At 41.7% G+C, this 20,800-nt stretch carries 17 protein-coding genes; 15 read left to right on the top strand and 2 right to left on the bottom strand.

What is annotated here, in order from left to right; all coding sequences use genetic code 11:
• Positions 1-142 precede the first annotated feature (142 nt).
• The 12 genes from nuoL (at position 143) to QWZ17_RS04930 (ending at position 14,799) form a co-directional block, all read left to right on the top strand.
• Positions 143-2,056, top strand: coding sequence for an NADH-quinone oxidoreductase subunit L (gene nuoL, locus QWZ17_RS04985; RefSeq protein ID WP_290303893.1), 1,914 nt, complete (start codon positions 143-145; stop codon positions 2,054-2,056).
• Between the two features lie 24 nt (positions 2,057-2,080).
• Positions 2,081-3,556, top strand: a complete 1,476-nt coding sequence (locus QWZ17_RS04980) for a complex I subunit 4 family protein (RefSeq protein ID WP_290303892.1) — start codon at positions 2,081-2,083, stop codon at positions 3,554-3,556.
• Positions 3,557-3,626: 70 nt separating this feature from the next.
• Positions 3,627-3,995, top strand: a complete 369-nt coding sequence (locus QWZ17_RS04975) for a four helix bundle protein (RefSeq protein WP_290303891.1) — start codon at positions 3,627-3,629, stop codon at positions 3,993-3,995.
• A 129-nt stretch (positions 3,996-4,124) separates the two neighbouring features.
• Complete coding sequence (locus tag QWZ17_RS04970; RefSeq protein ID WP_290303890.1) at positions 4,125-5,507, top strand: NADH-quinone oxidoreductase subunit N; 1,383 nt, start codon at positions 4,125-4,127, stop codon at positions 5,505-5,507.
• Positions 5,508-5,563: 56 nt separating this feature from the next.
• Entirely contained in the window at positions 5,564-6,205 is a 642-nt protein-coding gene (locus QWZ17_RS04965) for a DedA family protein (protein ID WP_290303889.1), read from the top strand.
• Between the two features lie 21 nt (positions 6,206-6,226).
• A complete protein-coding gene (locus QWZ17_RS04960) occupies positions 6,227-6,772 on the top strand; it encodes an inorganic diphosphatase (protein WP_290303888.1) in 546 nt (181 codons plus the stop codon).
• 7 nt (positions 6,773-6,779) lie between these two features.
• On the top strand, positions 6,780-8,120 hold the full coding sequence (locus QWZ17_RS04955) for a hemolysin family protein (RefSeq protein ID WP_290303887.1): 1,341 nt from the start codon (positions 6,780-6,782) through the stop codon (positions 8,118-8,120).
• Between the two features lie 11 nt (positions 8,121-8,131).
• Complete coding sequence (locus QWZ17_RS04950) at positions 8,132-8,842, top strand: 16S rRNA (uracil(1498)-N(3))-methyltransferase (protein WP_290303886.1); 711 nt, start codon at positions 8,132-8,134, stop codon at positions 8,840-8,842.
• Complete coding sequence (locus QWZ17_RS04945) at positions 8,839-9,501, top strand: DUF4159 domain-containing protein (RefSeq protein WP_290303885.1); 663 nt, start codon at positions 8,839-8,841, stop codon at positions 9,499-9,501. Before QWZ17_RS04950 ends, QWZ17_RS04945 begins: the two co-directional genes overlap by 4 nt.
• A gap of 187 nt (positions 9,502-9,688) precedes the next feature.
• Complete coding sequence (locus QWZ17_RS04940) at positions 9,689-10,186, top strand: acyl-CoA carboxylase biotin carboxyl carrier protein subunit (protein WP_290303884.1); 498 nt, start codon at positions 9,689-9,691, stop codon at positions 10,184-10,186.
• A 130-nt stretch (positions 10,187-10,316) separates the two neighbouring features.
• The gene (locus QWZ17_RS04935; protein ID WP_290303882.1) at positions 10,317-13,376 is read left to right on the top strand and encodes a SusC/RagA family TonB-linked outer membrane protein; all 3,060 of its coding nucleotides are present in this window, start codon (positions 10,317-10,319) and stop codon (positions 13,374-13,376) included.
• 61 nt (positions 13,377-13,437) lie between these two features.
• Positions 13,438-14,799 (top strand): RagB/SusD family nutrient uptake outer membrane protein, encoded by a 1,362-nt coding sequence (locus QWZ17_RS04930; RefSeq protein ID WP_290303881.1) that lies wholly within the window; start codon positions 13,438-13,440, stop codon positions 14,797-14,799.
• A gap of 725 nt (positions 14,800-15,524) precedes the next feature.
• Here QWZ17_RS04930 and QWZ17_RS04925 read toward each other — a convergent pair.
• Positions 15,525-17,207, bottom strand: coding sequence for an SUMF1/EgtB/PvdO family nonheme iron enzyme (locus tag QWZ17_RS04925; protein WP_290303880.1), 1,683 nt, complete (start codon positions 17,205-17,207; stop codon positions 15,525-15,527).
• A 239-nt stretch (positions 17,208-17,446) separates the two neighbouring features.
• Here QWZ17_RS04925 and porV point away from each other — a divergent pair, with 239 nt between their 5' ends.
• The 3 genes from porV to QWZ17_RS04910 all read left to right on the top strand — a co-directional run bounded on the left by porV (position 17,447) and on the right by QWZ17_RS04910 (position 19,889).
• Positions 17,447-18,616, top strand: coding sequence for a type IX secretion system outer membrane channel protein PorV (gene porV / locus QWZ17_RS04920; protein WP_290303879.1), 1,170 nt, complete (start codon positions 17,447-17,449; stop codon positions 18,614-18,616).
• Positions 18,616-19,098 carry a 2-C-methyl-D-erythritol 2,4-cyclodiphosphate synthase gene (gene ispF / locus QWZ17_RS04915; RefSeq protein WP_290303878.1) on the top strand — a complete coding sequence of 161 codons (483 nt, stop codon included), beginning with the start codon at positions 18,616-18,618 and terminating at the stop codon, positions 19,096-19,098. Before porV ends, ispF begins: the two co-directional genes overlap by 1 nt.
• Before the next feature lie 278 nt (positions 19,099-19,376).
• Positions 19,377-19,889, top strand: a complete 513-nt coding sequence (locus QWZ17_RS04910; RefSeq protein WP_290303877.1) for a CAP domain-containing protein — start codon at positions 19,377-19,379, stop codon at positions 19,887-19,889.
• Between the two features lie 88 nt (positions 19,890-19,977).
• Here QWZ17_RS04910 and QWZ17_RS04905 read toward each other — a convergent pair whose 3' ends face one another.
• Positions 19,978-20,727 carry a glycoside hydrolase family 12 protein gene (locus QWZ17_RS04905; RefSeq protein WP_290303876.1) on the bottom strand — a complete coding sequence of 250 codons (750 nt, stop codon included), beginning with the start codon at positions 20,725-20,727 and terminating at the stop codon, positions 19,978-19,980.
• Positions 20,728-20,800: the final 73 nt, after the last annotated feature.

Here is a 20,800-nt window from a genome sequence, read left to right as displayed (position 1 = left end):
AAAGCATAATAAATATATAACAAACCGTCATTGCGAGGAACGAAGCAATCCCCGATATACAGATCAGGAATTGAAAGTTCGCTTTAACGATCAGATAAATAAAAACGTATCACGTAGAACGTAACACGTATAACAAGGACACATGAATCAATTAATCTGGCTTATTCCCATATTACCGTTAGCCGGTTTTATTATTAACGGACTTGGCCGTAATTCATTTTCAAAAAACTTAACAGGCTTTATTGGCAGCTTGCTGGTGCTGGTATCTTTTGGCTTAAGTATCGCCACTTTTTTACAGGTAAAGTCAACAGGCGCGCCTATCAACGTTACATACTTTAACTGGATTAGCGCAGGCCCAATTCATGTGCCATTCGCGTTTTTGGTCGATCAGTTAAGTTCTATCATGCTTTTAATCATTACAGGTGTAGGTTTCCTAATCCATCTGTATTCTATCGGTTATATGCACGATGATAAGGGTTTCGGTAAATTTTTCGCTTACTTAAACCTGTTTGTATTCTTTATGCTTTTACTGGTGATGGGTTCAAACTACATCATTATGTTTATTGGCTGGGAGGGTGTAGGTTTATGTTCATACCTGCTTATCGGTTTCTGGTATACCAATCCGGCTTATGCCGATGCCGCCAAGAAAGCTTTTATTATGAACCGTATAGGAGATTTGGGTTTCCTGTTAGGCGTGTTCCTGATTATCTACGCTTTTGGTAGCGTTGAATTTGCCACTTTATTCCCTAAAGCCGCTACCATGAAAGTGGGCGCCGCTCCGTTCTTTACCATTACCATATTATTGTTTATAGGCGCTACCGGTAAATCGGCACAATTGCCATTGTTTACCTGGTTACCAGATGCGATGGCCGGTCCAACCCCGGTATCGGCATTGATCCACGCTGCAACCATGGTTACAGCAGGGATCTATATGATTGCCCGCTCAAATATTTTCTTTAGCCTTGCGCCGGATACCATGGAGATCATCGCCATTGTAGGTTTGGCAACTGCATTATTCGCGGCATTAATAGCGGTTACGCAAACAGATATCAAAAAGGTACTGGCTTATTCAACCGTATCTCAATTGGGGTATATGTTTTTGGGTTTAGGTGTTGGTGCTTACACCGGCGCTTTCTTCCACGTATTAACGCACGCTTTCTTTAAAGCTTTATTATTCCTGGGCGCAGGCTCTGTTATTCACGCCATGGGTGGCGAGCAGGATATGCGCAAAATGGGCGGCCTTAAAGGAAAAATCAAAGTTACTTTTATTACTATGCTGATTGGTACTATCGCCATAGCAGGTATCCCACCTTTTTCGGGTTTCTTCTCCAAAGACGAGATCCTGTCGCACGCATTCGCGCATAGCACTACATTTTATGTAGTTGGTGTGTTTACGGCGATGCTTACCTCATTCTATATGTTTAGGATGATGTACCTTACTTTCTGGGGTAAATTTCGTGGTACACATGAGCAGGAGCATCACGTACATGAGTCACCTGCAACCATGACTATTCCTTTGATTGTATTGGCAGCCCTTTCTATAGTAGGTGGTTTAATCAACTGGCCCGAAGCATTAGGCGGCCATGCTGCATTAGAGCATTTCCTTGAGCCATTATTTAAAGCATCAAACGCTGTATTGCCATCAGCAGAATTATCAGCCGGAACCGAAAAATTATTAATGGGTATTTCGGTAGGTGTCGCATTCATCGCACTGGTATACGCTTATATAAAATATGTTAAAAATGGCAGCCTGCCGGTAGCTGATACCGAAGAGCGCCCGGCATTAACCGGCCTGTCATACCATAAATTTTATGTTGATGAGCTGTACGACTTTTTGATCCGTAAACCATTGGATTTCCTATCAACATTCTTCTATAACGTTATAGATAAAATGGGGATTGATGGCCTGGTGAACGGCATTGGTAAAGGCACTGTTGAAACCAGTAAGGGTTTGCGTTTACTGCAAACAGGTAACGTGGGTTTCTACATATTTGTAATGGTATTGGGTATTGTAGCTGTATTACTGTATAGCGTATTTGGTTTAACTAAAGTATAAACGATAAGCGTTTAAAAAATAAAAATGACCGTTAGTATATTAATTTTTTTACCGGTAATAGCCGCAGTTATAGTTGCCTTTTTGAAAAATTCGGCAGCCAGATACGCCGCTTTATTTTTCTCTATTGCCGAACTGGCAATAGCAGGTCTGTTTTTAAGCAAGTTTGTACCCGACGCAACTACACAGTTTGGTATTGATGTACCATGGATAGCTAAGTTTGGCATTTACTTTAGTGCCGGGATAGACGGCATTAGCATGATTATGGTATTGTTAACTACCATACTGGTACCGCTTATCATTTTGAGCACCTTTAACCACGAGTATAAAAACTCGGGCGCGTTTTATGCCCTGATATTATTTATGCAGGCTGGTATGCTGGTGGTATTTACCGCTTTAGATGGCTTCCTGTTTTACGTTGGCTGGGAAGCGGCGTTAATCCCTATCTATTTTATCTGTGCACTTTGGGGTGGCGAAAACCGCATCCGCATTACGCTTAAGTTTTTCATCTATACGTTTGCAGGCTCGTTGTTTATGCTGGTAGCGTTGATCTACCTGTACCTGCAATCGCCGGATAAAACATTTAGCATTCATACTTTTTATGCTTTAAAATTAACTGCTCCGCAGCAATCGTGGGTGTTTTTAGCATTCTTCCTGGCATTTGCCATTAAGATGCCGGTATTCCCTTTCCACACCTGGCAGCCCGATACTTATACCGAAGCGCCTACAGGTGGTACCATGATGTTATCGGGTATCATGCTTAAAATGGGTGTATATGGTGTTATCCGTTGGTTAATACCTAATGCCCCGCTTGGTTTGGTTCACTGGCAAACGTTGATTACCATTTTGGCAGTTATCGGTATTGTATACGCTTCCATCATCGCTTTTAATCAAAAAGATGGAAAGCGCCTGGTTGCTTACTCATCAATAGCACACGTTGGTCTTATCGCAGCCGGCATATTTGTTTGGAATATACAGGGCTTACAAGGTGCTTTGGTACAAATGCTAAGTCATGGTATCAATGTAATAGGGATGTTCTTTATCTGGGATATCATCAGCAGGCGTTTAGGCACCCGCGATATCAGTCAGCTTGGTGGTATAGCTAAAGTGGCTCCTAAATTTGCAATCGCGTTTTTAATTATAGTATTAGGCACAGTAGGCTTGCCGTTAACTAACGGTTTTGTGGGCGAGTTTTTGTTAATAGGCAGCATGTTTAATTACAGCGCGGCGCATTACCAAAATCTTACCATTGTAATTTTCGCGGGTTCAACCATTATTCTGGGTGCCGTGTACATGTTACGCATGTACAAAAATGTAATGCAAGGCGAGGTTAACGAACTAACCGCTAAGTTTACAGACATCACCGGATCTGAGCAATTAGTGTTAGGTATCATCTGCGCGTTAATTATTGTAATAGGCGTGTACCCGCAACCGATATTACACATATCTGAAGCCGCGGTTACTAATTTGATGAATACACTCAACGGGAAGCTGGTATTTTAAGCTCTAAAAACTAATTTCTAAATTCTAAAAGGTAATTCGGGAAAGATCAAATTGTAGTTTAGAAAGAGAAATGGAAGGTGAGTTCAAGGAAAAAAAGTTCAATCTGGAAGATAGAACTTATGAATTTGCCAATAATTGTAAAGAGTTTTTAAAAAGGATAGATAAAAATATTCATAATAATGAATATTACAGGCAATTGATTCGATCATCAGGTTCAGTTGCGGCAAACTTTATAGAGGCAAACGAAAGCTTCAGCCGGAATGATTTTGTGCATAAAGTAAAGATTTGCAGGAAAGAAGCTAAAGAAAGCAGATTGTGGCTCAGGCTTGTAGATATAAACGAACAACAAGAGTTAACGAGAGAGGCGCTAATTCAGGAAACAATTGAATTGACGAAGATCTTCGGAGCGATCCTTGAAAAAACAAAAAATAGTAATTAAACAAAATACCCAAACAAAAGAATTTTAAAATTGGATTTTAGAATTTAATCAATAGCTTTTGAAGTTTAGAGGTTAAAGTTTAGAATTTAGAGATTAGAATTTAGAGATTAGAACTTAGAGTTTAAGAAAATGACTACTTTAATCATTATATCTGTTTTACCGATAATATTACTTTACCTGGGTTTATACAAAGCTACCAAGGCTTTGTTACCGGTTACCGTTATCGGCTTAATTGCTGCCCTGGGTTTCGCTATTGCGGAATATAAAACTCCGGATACAGCGGTGCCTATTTACCATGGTATGATGTTGTTTAACAACTTTTCGGTTGTGTTTTCTTCTATCGCTATTATTACCACTATACTAATTGTATTACTATCCGGAGGATATTTTGAAAAGATCAGCAACCACGTGGCCGAGTATTATGCCATTATGTTGTTCTCCCTGGCAGGTATCATTGTAATGGTTTCTTACTATAACCTTACCATGATGTTTATCGGTATTGAAATCATGTCGGTAAGTTTATACATTCTGGCCGGGATCAAGAAAAACGATTTTGCTTCAAACGAAGCCGCTTTGAAATACTTTTTAATGGGGGCTTTTTCAACAGGCTTCCTGTTGTTTGGTATTACTTTAATTTACGGCTCTACCGGTTCATTCAGCGTGGAAGTTATCCGCGACTGGGTTTTGGCTCATCCGCATATCGACCCTATGTTTTACACCGGTATCGGTTTAATCATTGTAGGCTTATGCTTTAAAGTTGGCGCCGCTCCATTCCACTTCTGGACCCCGGATGTGTACGAAGGCTCACCAACTTTGATCACCGCTTTCATGTCAACAGTAGTAAAAACTGCAGGCTTCGCGGTATTCCTTCGTTTATTCTCGGCTTGTTTTGCACCACTTTCAGATTTCTGGGCACCTATATTATTGGTGATTACGGTAGCTACCTTGTTTATTGGCAACATTACCGCGCTGTATCAGCAAAGCTTTAAACGCATGCTGGCTTTCTCCAGTATCTCGCACGCCGGCTACCTGTTGTTTGCTATTGTGGCCTTAGGTGCTGCATCCGCCAACTCGGTATTTATTTATGCTACGGCTTATTCGGTGGCATCTATCATCGCTTTTGGAGGACTAATATTGGTACAGCAGCAAAGCGGTAATGATAACTTTGAAAGCTTTAACGGTTTAGCTAAAAAGAACCCTTTCCTGGCCCTGGTATTAACGGTAGCCATGCTCTCATTGGCAGGTATCCCGCTTACAGCTGGGTTTATAGGTAAGTTTTTTATGTTTACCGGCGCGTTAAGCAGGTACCAGTTTTGGTTGGTTATTATAGCGGTTATCAATGCCATCATCAGTATCTTTTACTATTTCAGGGTTATTGTGGCCATGTATTTCCGCAGTGCAGATCGTACTGAACTGGTGGTACCGGCCTATTATAAGGTAGTATTTGCAGTTAGCGCTTTAGCTACCATCATCATCGGTATCTACCCTGACTTTATCTCCCGCTTCATTTAATAAATAACTGTGTACTGCAAATTGATTTAATATTTGTAGTTTTACAGATATAGTGAATGGAAAGTTTTTGGGATTACCTTCAAAATTTAACGGACGCTCAATCCATCATCAGCAGGGGAGGTTTTTATCTTCTGCTTGTTGTTGTTTTTGCTGAAACCGGATTGTTTTTTGGTTTTTTTTTACCAGGAGACTATTTGCTTTTCATGGCAGGTTTGCTATGTTCTGCAGGTAAGGTTGATGTATCCATATCTACATTGGTGTTGTCGCTCATCGCGGCTGGCATATTAGGGAATTTTACGGGTTATTGGTTTGGTTACCGAACGGGGCCCGTGCTATTTAATAAAAACGATTCGTTGTTTTTTAAGAAGCGATACGTGATCCTGGCCAGCGATTTTTACAATAAGCATGGTGGCATGGCACTCATTTTAGGTAGATTTTTCCCGATAGTTAGAACATTTGCTCCTATATTTGCGGGAGTTGTAAAGGTTGACATCAAAAAATTTGGCTTATACAACCTTATAGGAAGTGTAACCTGGGTATGTACGTTTACCCTTGGCGGCTTTTTTTTAGGAAAAAGGTTTCCGCAATTGAAAGATTACATGCAGTACATTGTATTGGGTTTGATAGTAGTTACTACCATCCCGCTTGTAGTGGCCTACATCCGCAGAAAAGTGGCCGAAAATAAAGAGACAGTATAAAAATAACATATATAGATACCCATGAGTACACAACACCCCTGGCACCAGGTTTCGCCCGGTGATAACATTCCTGAAACTGTTAACGCTATTATCGAAATACCAAAGGGCTCAAAAGCCAAATATGAAATTGACAAGGATTCTGGTTTATTGAAATTAGATCGTGTTTTATTTTCTTCTGTAATGTACCCGGCCAATTACGGCTTTATTCCGCAAACTTATTGCGATGATAAAGATCCCCTGGATATATTGGTACTTTGCTCAATTGACGTTTTCCCAATGTCAATCATCGAAGCCAAAGTTGTTGGTGTAATGCACATGGTTGATAACGGCGAGCAGGATGATAAAATCATCGCGGTAGCAAAAAACGACATGTCGGTTAACTACATTAACGACCTTAATGAATTGCCTCCACACGCCATGACAGAGATTGTACGTTTCTTTAAAGACTACAAAAAACTGGAAGGCAAAAACGTAACCATCGAGCATTTATTAGGTGTACGTTACGCGCATAAAGTAATAAATGAGAGCCTGGAATTGTACAAAACTACTTTTCCCGATCACCAATAATTAATTGATGGCCCCCGATCTCGAAATAAACGGTTATTACATTGTTGCTACCCTTGCGCTGGTTGCGCTTAACGGCTTTTTTGTAGCCGCCGAGTTTGCTATGGTGCGCGTAAGAGGGTCGCAAATTGAGTTGCAGGCTAAAACCGGCAGCCGTATGGCCAAAGTAGCACGGGGGATAATGTATAATTTAGATGGATACCTGGCTGCCACACAGCTGGGTATTACCATTGCTTCCCTGGCACTTGGTGTGGTAGGCGAGGGGGTGGTTACCACCATTATGCTCCGCTTGTTTTCGGCAGTTGGGCTAACCATTACATCAAACGTAATTATCAATATAAGCCATGTAGTGGCCTTTACGCTGATTACGGTATTCCATATCGTATTTGGCGAACTGGCGCCTAAATCGTTGGCTATTCAACGTTCGGTACGTACGGTATTAACGGTGTCTTTACCGCTTCGGATCTTCTACATCACCTTTCGCCCGTTCATCTGGACACTGAATACCTTTGCCAACTTCATTTTGAAATTGCTGGGAATTCAAACCGTTCCGGGCGGCGAAGCACATCATAGTTCTGAAGAATTACAATACCTTTTAGAGCAGGGCAAGGAAACCGGCGCGTTGGATTCTAACGAACATGAGTTGATCCAAAACGTATTTGATTTTAACGAACGTGTGGTAAAAAACATCATGGTACCACGTACCAAAATATCGGGTATCGATATCGCGTCAACCACACAGGAGTTATTGGATATGATCATCGACGAAGGCTATTCCCGTATGCCGGTTTTTGATGATGTAATAGATAAGATCATCGGCATTGTGCATGCCAAAGACATTTTGCCTTTGCTGGCCCGTAACGAAGAGATCGTACTCAAAAATATCATCCGTAAACCTTACTTTATCCCCGAAACCAAAAAGATCAACGATCTGATGGCCGAGCTGCAGCAAAAGCGCATCCAGATAGCTATTGTACTGGACGAGTTTGGCGGCACCGCCGGTATGGTTACACTGGAAGATATTGTAGAAGAACTGGTAGGCGAGATACAGGATGAGTACGATGAAGAAAAACCCATTGTAGAAAAGGTGAACGAACGTGAGTTTATTGTAAACGCGCTGGCCCCAATTTATGATGTGAATGAACACCTGCCGCACGATTTGCCCGAAGATGGTGATTTTGACACTGTAAGCGGTTGGCTTGGCGATATTTTTGGCAAGATCCCTGATGTGGGTGAGCAAAAAGAATCAAACGGCTACAACATCACCGTTTTACGTAAATCCGACCAGAACATTGAATCTGTTAAACTTGAATTGCTGATAAATGAAGAAGATGCTGTAGATTTACATTAATCTGCTTTGCCATGCATCTATTTTACACACCAGATCTTCAGCCCACGCACCCCCAGTACTTTTTAAGTGAAGAAGAAAGTAAACACGCTATACGTGTATTACGGCTTGAGATTGGCGATGAAGTTCAGCTGATAGACGGTAAGGGTGGTTTTTATAATGCCGCCATACATGATGCGCATCCCAAGCGTACCATCCTTAACATAACTGCTGTTACCCCCGAATTTAACAAAAGTAATCATTACCTGCACATTGCGGTTGCACCCACTAAAAATATTGAACGCCTGGAGTGGTTTTTAGAAAAAGCCACAGAGATTGGCATCGACGAGGTTTCGCTCATCATCACCCAGCGCTCTGAACGTAAAGAGGCCAAGGTTGATAGGTTAAACAAAATCATCACCGCCGCTATTAAACAATCCCTTAAGGCTTATCACCCTGTTTTAAATGAGGCGGTTAGACTGAACCAGCTATTAACCACGCCTTTTGATGGACAAAAGTTTATAGCGCATTGCGAGCCAGGCGAAAAGCTGGACCTGCGTAAGGAAATAATCCCTGGCGGTAGTTATCTTATACTGATTGGCCCCGAAGGCGATTTTTCACCGGCAGAAATTGAACTTGCTTCAGAGAATGGTTTTAAACCCATAACTTTAGGGCAGGCCCGGTTACGTACCGAAACGGCAGCATTGGAAGCTTGCTTCGAGATCAACTTTTTAAATCGCCCATGAATAAATTGAGGTACATATTAACCGCCTTTGCTGTCATTATGGTAATGAGTAGTTTTAATGCGCCATCTTACAAAATTGCCCGGCTTAAATATGCCGGCGGCGGCGATTGGTACGGCGACCGCACCGCTTTGACCAACCTGGTTAAATTTTGCAACGAAAACCTTAAAACCAATTTTGATGCAGAGGATGAAGTAGTTGAAGTTGGCAGCTCATCGTTATTCAATTATCCCTTTGTTTTTATGACCGGGCATGGCAACGTTATTTTTAGCGATCAGGAGGCCCGTAACCTGCGTAAATACCTCACCAGCGGCGGTTTTTTACACATCGACGATAATTACGGATTGGATAAATTTATCAGGCCGCAAATGAAAAAAGTTTTCCCCGAACTTGAATTTGTCGAACTGCCGCTTAACCACCCCATCTATCACCAGAAATACAGTTTCCCTAATGGTTTGCCCAAAGTACACGAGCACGATGGTACGCGCGCGCAAGGTTTTGGTCTTATTTATAAAGGTCGCCTGGTGTGCTTTTACGACTATGAGTGCGATTTGGGCAATGGCTGGGAGGATTATGGCACTTACGCAGGCGATAGCCAGGAAACTCGTATTAAAGCGCTTAAAATGGGTGCTAATATGATTCAGTACGTATTTACCCAATAATTTCTGTTTGCGGTAACCTTTTCTCATAAATTAAGTATACAATATAAGTGACTGATTTATTATTGATTGCAGGGTAATTGGTTTGCTTTTTGCCCAAAAGATTAATAACTTTAAAGTATACTATTTCACAGCACGTTACGCGGCTTTCATTTCGCTTAAGAACCATCACCTAAAACGAATTACATTTATGTACCAGTTAAAAGTAAACGATAGTTATAATTTTGAAGTTGAAAGAAATGCCGATGATTTGTTACTTAATAAAACTGTAGTAGAAGCTGATATCAGGCATATTAACGCGGGCATTTACCATATTATTGAAGGCAACCAATCCTATAACCTCGACGTAGTATCTTTTAACCGGGCCGATAAAACTGCCGAAATTAAGGTGAACGCTAACACCTATACCATTGCCGCCAAAGATCAATTTGATGTTTTATTAGATAAACTGGGCCTGAGTAGTTTAAATAACACCAGGATCAGTGAAATAAAAGCCCCGATGCCGGGTATGGTGCTCAAAGTGTTTGCTATAGAAGGGCAGGACGTGAAAAAAGGCGATAATCTTTTTGTGTTAGAGGCCATGAAAATGGAAAACATCATCAAAGCCCCCGCCGATGTAGTTATCAAAAAGATAAAGATAAAGGCAGGCGAAAAAGTTGAAAAAGGACAGATACTTATAGAATTTTAGGTAAAATTTTTTACCAGGCAATATAATATTCGTGTTTATTTTATAATAAAAGCAATATATCGTTATTGAACATATTGTTTTATTGCCTTTTTGTTAATAACTTACTTTTTTTAATTAACATTTTAACTTTATGAAGAAAAATCTACTAACAATTTTGTTGTTATTTTCCTGCATTTCCTTTGTTTTTGCACAAAACAGGGTAATTACAGGTAAAGTGACAGATCAAAAAGATGGGTCGCCCTTACCTGGGGTAAGTGTAACCGTGAAAGGAGTTTCAGGCATTGGTACTCAAACAGACTTAAACGGAGGATACAGTCTTTCGGTACCTGCAACCGCAAAGACTTTGGTATTCAATTTTTTAGGCTACACCCCTGCAGAAGTAGCTATTAACAGGCTTGTAATTAATTTAGGCTTATCGGTAGATGCGAAGCAACTTACCGAGGTAGTAGTAGTAGGTTACGGTACGCAAAGCCGTGCTTCATTAACAGGTTCGGTATCAAAAATTAAGGGCGCCGATATTGAAAATATTCCGGTGCCAAGTTTGGAATCGGCTATACAAGGCCGTACGCCGGGTGTTTATATCCAGGCTCAGAATGGTAAATTGGGGCAGGGTATCCAGGTTCGTATCCGTGGTGCTTCTTCAGTATCGGCAGGTAACCAGCCATTGTATGTGGTTGATGGTTTACCAATTACGGTTGATGATTTTTCAAGCAATGGCGCGTCAACCAATCCTTTGGTTGATTTAAACCAGAATGATATCGAATCAATTGACATCTTAAAAGACGCATCTGCCGCGGCTATATATGGTTCAAGGGCATCCAACGGGGTTGTATTAATAACTACCAAAAAAGGTAAGGCCGGCGATACCAAAGTAACTTATAACGAATACTATGGTTTTAGCAAGCCTACCCGCGAGCGCCAGTTTTTGGACGCCCAGCAATATGTTACTTTGTTAAGATTAGCAGGTACTGCTGGTGGGTACTCTACCGCTTCAATTGAAGCCAGGTTAAAGCGGTATGCCGCAGGTAGCGATAACTATAAAACGTATGCCGTAAATACAAATTGGCAGGACCAAATAACCCAGCATGCCCCGGTTCAAAATTACAACCTGGTACTATCTGGTGGTAACGATAAAACTAAATTTTATATATCTGGAACCTACAATAATCAAAAAGCTTTTACAATTGGCAATGCGCTTAACCAATATAGTTTAAGAACCAACGTAAGCAACCAGGCTAATAAATGGTTAGAGGTAGGAGCCAATTTAAGTGTATCGCGTACCAAAAATTTTCGTTTAGATAATGACGATGCGTTTTCAACACCCGGACAGATAGTGGCGCTTTCTCCAATAACACCTACTATAGACCCGCGTACCGGTTTAACAAGTGGCGCGCTTGATCTTACAACAGGTTTGCCAAACGCAAACTTCCCTATTTATTTTAACCCATTGTTAAACTCTCAAAACTCGTATTTTAATACTACCGATTACAGGAATCTTGGAAACGTTTATGCCCAGGTAAAATTACTGAGGTCGTTAAGCTTCCGCTCTGAAGTTGGCGTGGATATATTAAATTCCAGCGAAGATAATTATACTGGTGCGTTAACGTCACGTAACTCGGGTACACCAAATGGTTCGGGCTTTAATTCATCTGTAACAGCTGTTAACTTTAACACCAATAACTTTTTACAATTTATTACAGACATTGGTAAAAGCAGTATTAACGCGGTGGGTGGTATGACGTATCAGCGTCAGCAAAATGACTTAAACTCAATTAGCGGGCAACAGTTTCCGAGCGATGCTTATAGAAAATTAAACGCTTCGGCTAATATTACTGCCGGGTCATCAACTTCTACGGCTTACTCGCTGCTGTCTTATTTTGCAAGGGCAAACTATAAATATGATGACAAGTATCTGTTAACCTTAAATGGACGTATAGATGGGTCATCAAGATTTGGTACCAATCACCGTTATGGTTTTTTCCCGGCAGCTTCAGTAGGTTGGGTTATATCACAAGAAGAGTTCATGAAAAAGCAGCAGTTGGTTTCTGATTTAAAGCTAAGGGCCAGCTATGGTTTAACAGGTAACTCCGAGATTGGTAATTTTCCATCACGTGGCTTATTCTCTGAGTTTGGTTATGCCGGTGTTGCTGGTGCAAGGCCAACGCAGTTAGCTAACCCCGATCTAAAATGGGAAACATCTGCTACTGCTGATTTAGGTTTGGACGTAGGGTTTTTTAATGGCAGGTTAACTGGCCAGTTTGATGTTTATCTGCGTAAAACAAAAGATTTACTGTTAAATGTACAGGTACCGGCTACATCGGGCTTTACCACCATAACGCAAAACCTGGGTAAACTTCAAAATAAAGGGTTTGAATTGCAGATTGATTCAAAAAATATTGTTGGTAACGGGGTAACCTGGAGCACAAGCTTTAATTTTTCTATAAACCGCAATAAAATTACCGATTTAAAAGGTCAGGTAATTAAAGGAGCTGGCGATGGTGTTAACCGCGCTGTTGAGGGGCAACCATTGGGTATATTTTATACAGCGGAGTTTGCAGGTGCCGATCCTAAAAATGGCGATGCCCTTTACTACAAAAACACAGATTTGGGTGGCGGTAAGCGCGATAGAACAACTACCAACGATTACAACGCTGCAACCCAGGTGGTTGTTGGCGATCCTAACCCTAAATTTAATGCCGGCTTAAATAACACTGTAGCCTATAAGGGATTTGAGTTTAGCTTTTTATTGCAAGAGGTATATGGCGATAAAATTTATAATGGTGGTGGCCAGTATATGTCTGTTGGTTTTAATAATGGCGCGGATAACCAAACCATTGATCAGCTTAATTCATGGAAAAAACCGGGTGATATTACTAATGTGCCCGAGGCCAGATTATTTGGTGGCAACGGTGTATCGCCAAGTTCAAGGTATTTAAGCGATGGATCATACCTGCGCCTAAAAAACATTGTATTGGGTTATAACTTTCCTAAAAGTGTACTTGAAAAAATTAAACTACATAGCTTAAGAGTATATGCCCAGGCTACAAATTTGGCTACATGGACAAAGTATAAAGGTGCCGATCCGGAGGTGAACTCCGACGCGTTTTCTGGCAACATTACCCAAAACTATGATTTTTACGCTGTTCCGCAGGCTAAAACAATAACTTTTGGTATTAACGTGGGATTTTAATTTAAGCTGAAGAAAGATGAAAAAAATAAAATATTCAATTATAACATTAAGCACATTAGTAATGTTATATAATACCGGTTGCCAAAAGCAACTGGATATAAAACCCCAAAACTCTGTTGAATCAAACCTGGCGTTAAAAACATCGAAAGATGTGGAGGGCGTTTTGATTGGCGCATATACTGCCGCCGGATTAAGAGGATTATATGGCGGTAGGTTGCAATCAACTACAGATTTTTTGGCAGATGATGGTGATTTTCAATACCAGGGTACTTTCTCTGACTATACCGAGCTCGACAATAAAAAAATTACAGTTGATAATGCATTTGTTGAAGGTGTTTGGGATAGTGGTTTCAATACCATAGGTGTTTGTAACACCGTTTTGGCCAATTTAAACCTTGTTGTGGCGGCCGATAAGGCCCGCGTAGAAGGCGAAGCCAAATTTTTAAGAGGCATGACCTACTTTGACCTAGCCCGAGCATTTGGCAAGGCCTGGAATGATGGCACACCTACTACCAATCTGGCCGTTCCGTTGGTTTTAACGCCAACTACAACCATCGCTGGTATACAGAAAGTGAAGCGTAACACAGTTGCCGAAATTTATGCGCAGGCTATTGCCGATTTAAAAGTTGCTGAAGCAAACTTAACTAACGACGCCGATCCTTCTGCACGTACACCATATGCCGATTCTTTTGCGGCGTCGGCAGTGCTTGCAAGAATTTATCTTACCCAGCAAAACTATGCCCTGGCAGAAACAGAAGCCTCAAAAATTATTGAATCTGGCGCTTATAGCCTGGTGAGTTCTTTTGGAAGTGAGTTTCAGCATCCAACACAGGCTACGCATGTATTTAATAGTACCGAAGATATATTTGCAATACAGATATCGGCGCAGTCGGGCTTTAATGCTCTAAATGAAGTTTACGCAAGTTCGGATTTTGCAGGTCGTGGCGAAACCATCATTTTTGATCAGCACCTTGCACGGTATGAAGATGGCGACGACCGTAAAAATGAGTTCTATGATGTTTTTACCTCTAAGTTTAACAACACCTTTGGTAATGTTATAACCATCCGTTTAGCCGAAATTTACCTGATTAGGGCTGAAGCCAGAATTTTGAAGGGGGGGGCTGATTTGATAGGTGCCGCGGCTGATATTAACGTGATCAGGAACAGGGCTAAATTAGCTAACACTACAGCTATTACCGGTGCAGAGTTGTTAGCGGCAGTTAAGAAGGAGCGCCGTGTAGAGCTACCGTTTGAAGGGCAACGCCTGGCCGATTTAAAGCGTTACCAGGAGAGCACACATTCTATTGATGGAGATGGCAACGCGGTGGATACATTTGTATGGAACTCACCGAAACTTATTTTTCCGATCCCTAAACGCGAGATGGACGCAAACTCAAACTTAATACAAAATGCAGGTTACTAAAAAAACTGTTATATAAATTAAAGCCCGGTGATGTAAAGTTACCGGGCTTTTTTATTTTATGTGCGAAGGTATAGTTGCTGCACCAGTGAATGTTTTTTAAATACGTTGCTCACCGCTGTCGCAAGGCGATGCCTGCAATTTAACCTACCTATAACGAGTTTGTTCTTAACGGAACAGGTTCATATGACAAATTAAAAAATGAATCCATGTTGAGTTGTAAAATCAAAGGCCTGTGAAAGTGGAAATGACGTATATCGAATGGCGCAGACGACTCACCCCGAACATCGCTACGCTTGTTCTTCCTCTTTCTCCGACTGCGTCGCATAGAGGGGCGGGGAAATAAAAAGGAATGTTTTTACCCTTTTTGCAGCTTTAGCCGGAGAGAGGGTCGGCCATCCGCTAACCAGCGGAGTTAAGCTCGGATGAGTAGTCGCCAGTGTTCAAACCCACCACATTAGTCTAAAACGAATACGTTATGCTGAGTAATAAAATCCGAGGCCTGCGAAAGTGAAAATGACAGCATCAAGAAAAAAAGGGGCATGGGTAGCCTGTCGAAGACTGACAGCCCTCTTTGTTTTTTTCAACTATTTATGACGACATCTCCCTCCAATCTATGATAATAGGGGGCATTTTGGTTTACTCGGCATTATCATAGCTTGGTTTTAAACGCAACAAAGGCCATTCATATTACTGAACGGCCTTTGTATTTAAATGTACTTAGCTGCTTATTTAGCTTTAAAAGGTTTTGGCTTTTTAATCGGGTAGTGTGGTTTACCGTTAGGGTAAATTTCTGGTGCTCCAACAAGTGTCATTGCGCAGCGGAAACCTATCTCGGCGCTTGACTCATCCTCGTCCATAAAACGACGTGTGGCAGGATTCATCCAATAGGCCAGATCGTTCCATGAGCCACCTTTATAAACCTTTGAATGGTCATTAACCAACGTGGTGGTGCCATAAAGAACTGTGCTTACAGTATCTTTTTCGCCCCTGAAATCCGGATCATATTTTTTACCTGAGTCTTTTACCAAGGTTGATACAGTAGCCTGGGTAGTTCCGTTTGACGGAGCCGCACCTGCATTGCCGGTTGCTCCATTAGGCGTGGCGCTATTTACAGAATTAGGCTGCTGACCTAACTGTACAGCCAGGTAATCAGAGTATTTCATCTTTTTGTTTGACTTAGCCGGATCTTTAATAGGCTTACCATATTTATCTTTAGCTATCAAACCTTTGCTTGGATCGGCTAAACGTTTGTTGGTATACTGGTTACCACGGAAAGGGTTGAAATCTTCTGTTTCTTCAAATGAAGTTTGGCGGTAAGTATCCTGCACCCACTCGTTCACGTTGCCCGACATGTTGAACAAACCAAAATCATTTGGCGGGTATGAACGTACCGGAGCTGTAATATCGGCCTTGTCATTCAGGTAGCCACCAACACCGGCGTTGTCACCGGCACCACGTTTAAAGTTGGCTAATATTAAACCACGGGTTTTGCTTTTTGACGAACGTACACCCATACCGTTCCATGCATACATTTTGCCATCGTTGATGTTTTCAAATTCGGTATTGCCGGCAAGTGCCAAAGCGGCGTATTCCCACTCAGCTTCTGAAGGCAGGCGGTAGGCTTGTTTCAATATACCATCTTCCATACGCACAGGCCTCACCGGGTTTTTGTTTTTGCCGGTGCCTGCAACAGCGTTAGGGCTGATGTTAGGTATCATTTTTTTACCATCAATACCCTGGCCTTTAATTTGGCCGTTCAAATAAATATCGGTATTGAAAGGCTCAGATGTTGTACCACTTGCCGGGGCAGCGCCTTTTTTACCTTTAGCGCTCTGGTCTTTCCAGGTAACTAAACGGCCGGTTTCACGCAAAATGTTTTCGTTGGTACGGTCGGTACGCCATTGGCAGTAATCCTGAGCCTGATCCCATGAAACACCTACAACAGGATAATCCTGGAACGCCGGGTGGCGTAAGTAGTTGTCAACATAAGGGTCATTGTATGATAATGGTTTACGCCAAACCAGTGTATCTGGCAACGCGTTGTAATATAATTCACGATCCTGTGGAAAGGTAACGCTTATCCAGTGCAGGTAATCCAGCCAGTCCTGGTTGGCAACTTCCGTTTCATCCATGTAAAATGAAGGAACAGAAACCCTGCGGCGTACGTTGTTGTAATCAAAAGTAACATCCTGATCTGCGCTGCCACCCAAAACAAAGGTACCACCCTCAATAGGCACTAAGCCCGGGCCGGGTGCAGGGTGGGTTTGCCTGTAACGTTCATAACCACCGTTACTTTTGTTGTTATAAACTAAACCGGTCTTTGCAGATTGCGGCGGTTTACTGCAGCTGCTTACCAAAGCGGCCGCGGCCACAAACACTAAAGCAGTTTTAGTAAAAAGTATTTTCATAATTTTACAATTATATTAAGCGACGTAAATTTAGAAAAAAATGGATATAAAGCTAATTCACCTCGCTCATTCTTCTAAATAAATCAAACCATTATCAGTCGGTTTAACGCAATAGCACTAAAATTGGTTGCGAAAAAAAGTTTTATTTGATAAGTTATCAATAAAATGATCGTTTAAAAACCGGATCAAATTACAGCCGTATATTTATCATTTGAAATAATAAAGCTAAATTGCACCCAATGAAGATTTTTACCTTTCGGAATATCGCATTTCTTTCGTTGTATTTATCGCCATTTGTTGCTATTGCTCAAACAAGCACCGATGGAAGCACATTCAGAGGATCACGCGTGGAGGTGCCTTTTTTAAACATTACACCCGATTCGCGCTCCGGAGCGATGGGCGAAGCCGGCGTGGCTTTGTCGCCAGATGTAAATGCCAGTTTCTGGAACCCTTCAAAACTTGCTTTTTTGGAAAGCAATGACGCGGTATCACTTTCATACAGCCCCTGGTTAAGGCATTTGGTGCCCGATATCAGTCTTTCATACCTCAGTTATGCCCATAAGTTAGATGAGCGCAATACCCTCGGCGCATCATTAAGATACTTTAACTATGGATCGTTGCAGTTAAATGACGATCAATCAAACAGCCAGGGAACCTACACCCCCAGCGAGTTTTCTTTTGATATTACCTTTGCACGTAAGTTTGGTGATAACTTTTCTTTGGGCTTAACCGGTAGATATATCCATTCCAGTATCTCCAGTATCTCGTTCGCTACACCGGGCTCAAGTCAATCGGGTAAAGCCGGAAACGCGTTCGCGGCAGATGCATCTATGTTTTATAAAAACACTTATGGCGATGACAATTCATTTGCCTTTGGGGTTAATATATCTAACATTGGTACAAAAATTAGCTATAATGATAACGGGCCTAAATATTTTATACCTACCAATTTAAAGTTTGGCGTTGCCAATACCTGGAAACTGGACGATGTAAATGTATTTACCGTCGCTTTTGATATCAATAAACAATTAACACCTTCACCACCTGTAAGGGATGCAAACGGTGTTATCATCAGCGGTAAAAATGACGATGTATCCGTGCCATCTGGCATTTTCCAGTCATTCGGTGATGCGCCGGGCGGTTTTAGCGGCGAGTTGAAAGAGTATAGCTTTTCACCAGGGGCCGAATATTGGTATAATAACCAGTTTGCGCTAAGGGCGGGTTATCACTATGAAAACCCCAGCACCAGCGACAGGCGTTACATAACCCTTGGGTTTGGTGTTAAATACGATGTTTTTAATTTCGATTTCTCGTACCTGGCTGCCAGTCAGCAAAATAGTCCGCTTGCTAATACTTTACGGTTTACGCTATCGGCAAACTTTGGTGGTACGTCCAATGTGTCAAAATAATGGGTAAAATTAAGATAGGTTTTGGGTTTGATGTACACCAGTTAAGAGAAAATCATCCATTCGTTTTAGGCGGCGTTAATTTGGAGCACCATGCAGGTGCCTACGGACATTCCGATGCCGATGTACTGTTGCACGCCATTTGCGATGCCCTGCTTGGGGCCGCGAACCTGCGCGATATCGGCTTCCACTTTTCAAACACCGATAACCGCTGGAAGGGTATCAGCAGTTTGCTATTGTTGCAGCAGGTTGTTGTATTGATAAAAGAAAAAGGGTTTAGCATTGGCAATATAGATGCCATGGTATGCCTGGAAGCACCCAAAATAAATCCGCACATCCCGGCTATGAAAGTTCACATAGCCAAAGCCGCTTCCATCAGCGAAGAGGACATTTCCATCAAAGCAACCACCAACGAGCAACTGGGCTTTATAGGCCGTGAGGAAGGTGTTGTGGCCTATGCGGTTTGTTTGATAGAACGCGATTGATTATAGAGACGGAAATTAAGACTCAGGAGTCAATGTAAAGAGTTTTTCATGGCAAAAGGCTTTATCGTGTTTTGTAGAGATGCAAAAAAAGAGTGTTAACAAGCCCATTTTTCATTTGTAGTAGTCATTAAGAGACCCCGGATTTTAACAATGCCAATGATCTGTTTTTAGTTTTAAACAACTTCTACGATCATCTATCCCAAATTGATTCCCCGATACTTTACACTATCTGCAATACCGATATTATTGTATTTTAGCTTTAATAACGAAAAACACTTATGAAAGCCCCTGGTACTACAATTGGTTTTTATTACCGGCAGGCCATGCTGCTGGGTGGGCTTTTGATAAGCCTTGCCGGCTGTAAAAAAGATACCACCGTAGCCCCGCCTCAATTAGTTGATATTAAAGCAGATTTACTTAGCAATTTAAACGCCCTGCGGGCCAAAGGCTGTTATTGCGGCACCGATAGCATGAAGCCTGTAAAGCCGGTGATCTGGAACGATGAACTCCAAAAGGCGGCTGCCGACCATGCCAAGGATATGTACGATAAAAATTACTTCGCTCATGTATCGCCCCAGGGTGTTACTCCCGGCGACTGGGCCAAACAGGAAGGTTATAACGCGGTTAGTCTCGGCGAAGATATTGCTCAAAACTATGACGCAACAGCTGCCACGGTAATGGCCTGGAAAGACAGCCCCGAGCACTGTACCGTTATGATGGATTCTACTTACCACGAAGCTGGTGCCGCCCGGTATGGAAATTATTGGGTTTTACTAATGGGCAAGCGGTAACCGACATTATCCTCAATAACTTCAAAATAAAAAGAGGTTGCTCCATTTTACCGGATACAACCTCTTTTCAGTTTAATGCACCTTTTACTTAGTACGCGTTTAACGAGTAACTATTTGATGTAAAGTTTAACTGCTGTCCGTTGGTTGAAGAAAACTCGGCACCAAAGCCTACTCTTGATAGGGTTCTGTTTTTAAAGTTGTAGCCCCAGTTTGTGTTGTTGTCAATCCACTGCACCATTGCTTTCATATCTACATAACCACTGGTGTTTTGGCTGGTAGCTACAAAGCTGATACAATCATGATCGGTATGCCCACGGGCGATGTTATACGTACGACCACCAACATTAACGTTAGTATAAGCCCAAACCGGTCCGCTTGAATTATAGCTGTATGAAATAGGTGAGCTATCTTTCCATTGCTCCCAAACCATTATTTCATAGTTATAGTTATCAAACCAAAAATCATAAGCCACATCCCAAACACCTATCCAGTTCGACATGGAGAAATTATAGTTTGAGTTTAAGGCGCTCATACTGCTAAATTTCTTGTTTACATCGAGGTTTACGTTTGGATACGATTTTACACCATTGGTGTTGGGCTCCCAGGCATTTGCTCCCCAATTGGATGCCGAGTTGGCCCATACCTTTTGATTAGAGCCTGAAACACCCGCCCATACATTATTTTGTATAGTGTAGGGCGAATAATTTAAAGTACCATTCCAGCTCCAGGTTTCCTGGTAGGCTTTTACAGCGCCGGCAGGTTTAGGAGCATCAGAATTGTTTTTTGAGCATGAGTTAAGGAATGCCAGGGCAAGCAGCCCGATTGTAATTTTTTTCATTTTAATTAAAGTTTATAGGTTTATAATATGGTTCAAACCTAATTTTTAATTTTAATAAAATACTGTTTTGCAG

It is taken from the genome of Mucilaginibacter flavus (genome assembly GCF_030409315.1).
GTDB classification, from domain to species: Bacteria; Bacteroidota; Bacteroidia; order Sphingobacteriales; family Sphingobacteriaceae; genus Mucilaginibacter; species Mucilaginibacter flavus.
Note: the sequence above shows the minus strand (reverse complement) of the source record. Positions and strands in the feature narration are given on the sequence as shown.

What these genes read in the sequence shown, in the direction of transcription:
- QWZ17_RS04960 (WP_290303888.1), top strand. Translation starts at nt 6,227, where the DNA reads ATGAGTACACAACACCCCTGGCACCAGGTTTCGCCCGGTGATAACATT.
- QWZ17_RS04925 (WP_290303880.1), bottom strand. Translation starts at nt 17,207, where the DNA reads ATGAAAATACTTTTTACTAAAACTGCTTTAGTGTTTGTGGCCGCGGCC.
- QWZ17_RS04940 (WP_290303884.1), top strand. Translation starts at nt 9,689, where the DNA reads ATGTACCAGTTAAAAGTAAACGATAGTTATAATTTTGAAGTTGAAAGA.
- QWZ17_RS04910 (WP_290303877.1), top strand. Translation starts at nt 19,377, where the DNA reads ATGAAAGCCCCTGGTACTACAATTGGTTTTTATTACCGGCAGGCCATG.
- ispF (WP_290303878.1), top strand. Translation starts at nt 18,616, where the DNA reads ATGGGTAAAATTAAGATAGGTTTTGGGTTTGATGTACACCAGTTAAGA.
- nuoL (WP_290303893.1), top strand. Translation starts at nt 143, where the DNA reads ATGAATCAATTAATCTGGCTTATTCCCATATTACCGTTAGCCGGTTTT.
- QWZ17_RS04950 (WP_290303886.1), top strand. Translation starts at nt 8,132, where the DNA reads ATGCATCTATTTTACACACCAGATCTTCAGCCCACGCACCCCCAGTAC.
- QWZ17_RS04970 (WP_290303890.1), top strand. Translation starts at nt 4,125, where the DNA reads ATGACTACTTTAATCATTATATCTGTTTTACCGATAATATTACTTTAC.
- QWZ17_RS04975 (WP_290303891.1), top strand. Translation starts at nt 3,627, where the DNA reads ATGGAAGGTGAGTTCAAGGAAAAAAAGTTCAATCTGGAAGATAGAACT.
- QWZ17_RS04945 (WP_290303885.1), top strand. Translation starts at nt 8,839, where the DNA reads ATGAATAAATTGAGGTACATATTAACCGCCTTTGCTGTCATTATGGTA.
- porV (WP_290303879.1), top strand. Translation starts at nt 17,447, where the DNA reads ATGAAGATTTTTACCTTTCGGAATATCGCATTTCTTTCGTTGTATTTA.
- QWZ17_RS04965 (WP_290303889.1), top strand. Translation starts at nt 5,564, where the DNA reads ATGGAAAGTTTTTGGGATTACCTTCAAAATTTAACGGACGCTCAATCC.
- QWZ17_RS04955 (WP_290303887.1), top strand. Translation starts at nt 6,780, where the DNA reads ATGGCCCCCGATCTCGAAATAAACGGTTATTACATTGTTGCTACCCTT.
- QWZ17_RS04980 (WP_290303892.1), top strand. Translation starts at nt 2,081, where the DNA reads ATGACCGTTAGTATATTAATTTTTTTACCGGTAATAGCCGCAGTTATA.
- QWZ17_RS04930 (WP_290303881.1), top strand. Translation starts at nt 13,438, where the DNA reads ATGTTATATAATACCGGTTGCCAAAAGCAACTGGATATAAAACCCCAA.
- QWZ17_RS04905 (WP_290303876.1), bottom strand. Translation starts at nt 20,727, where the DNA reads ATGAAAAAAATTACAATCGGGCTGCTTGCCCTGGCATTCCTTAACTCA.
- QWZ17_RS04935 (WP_290303882.1), top strand. Translation starts at nt 10,317, where the DNA reads ATGAAGAAAAATCTACTAACAATTTTGTTGTTATTTTCCTGCATTTCC.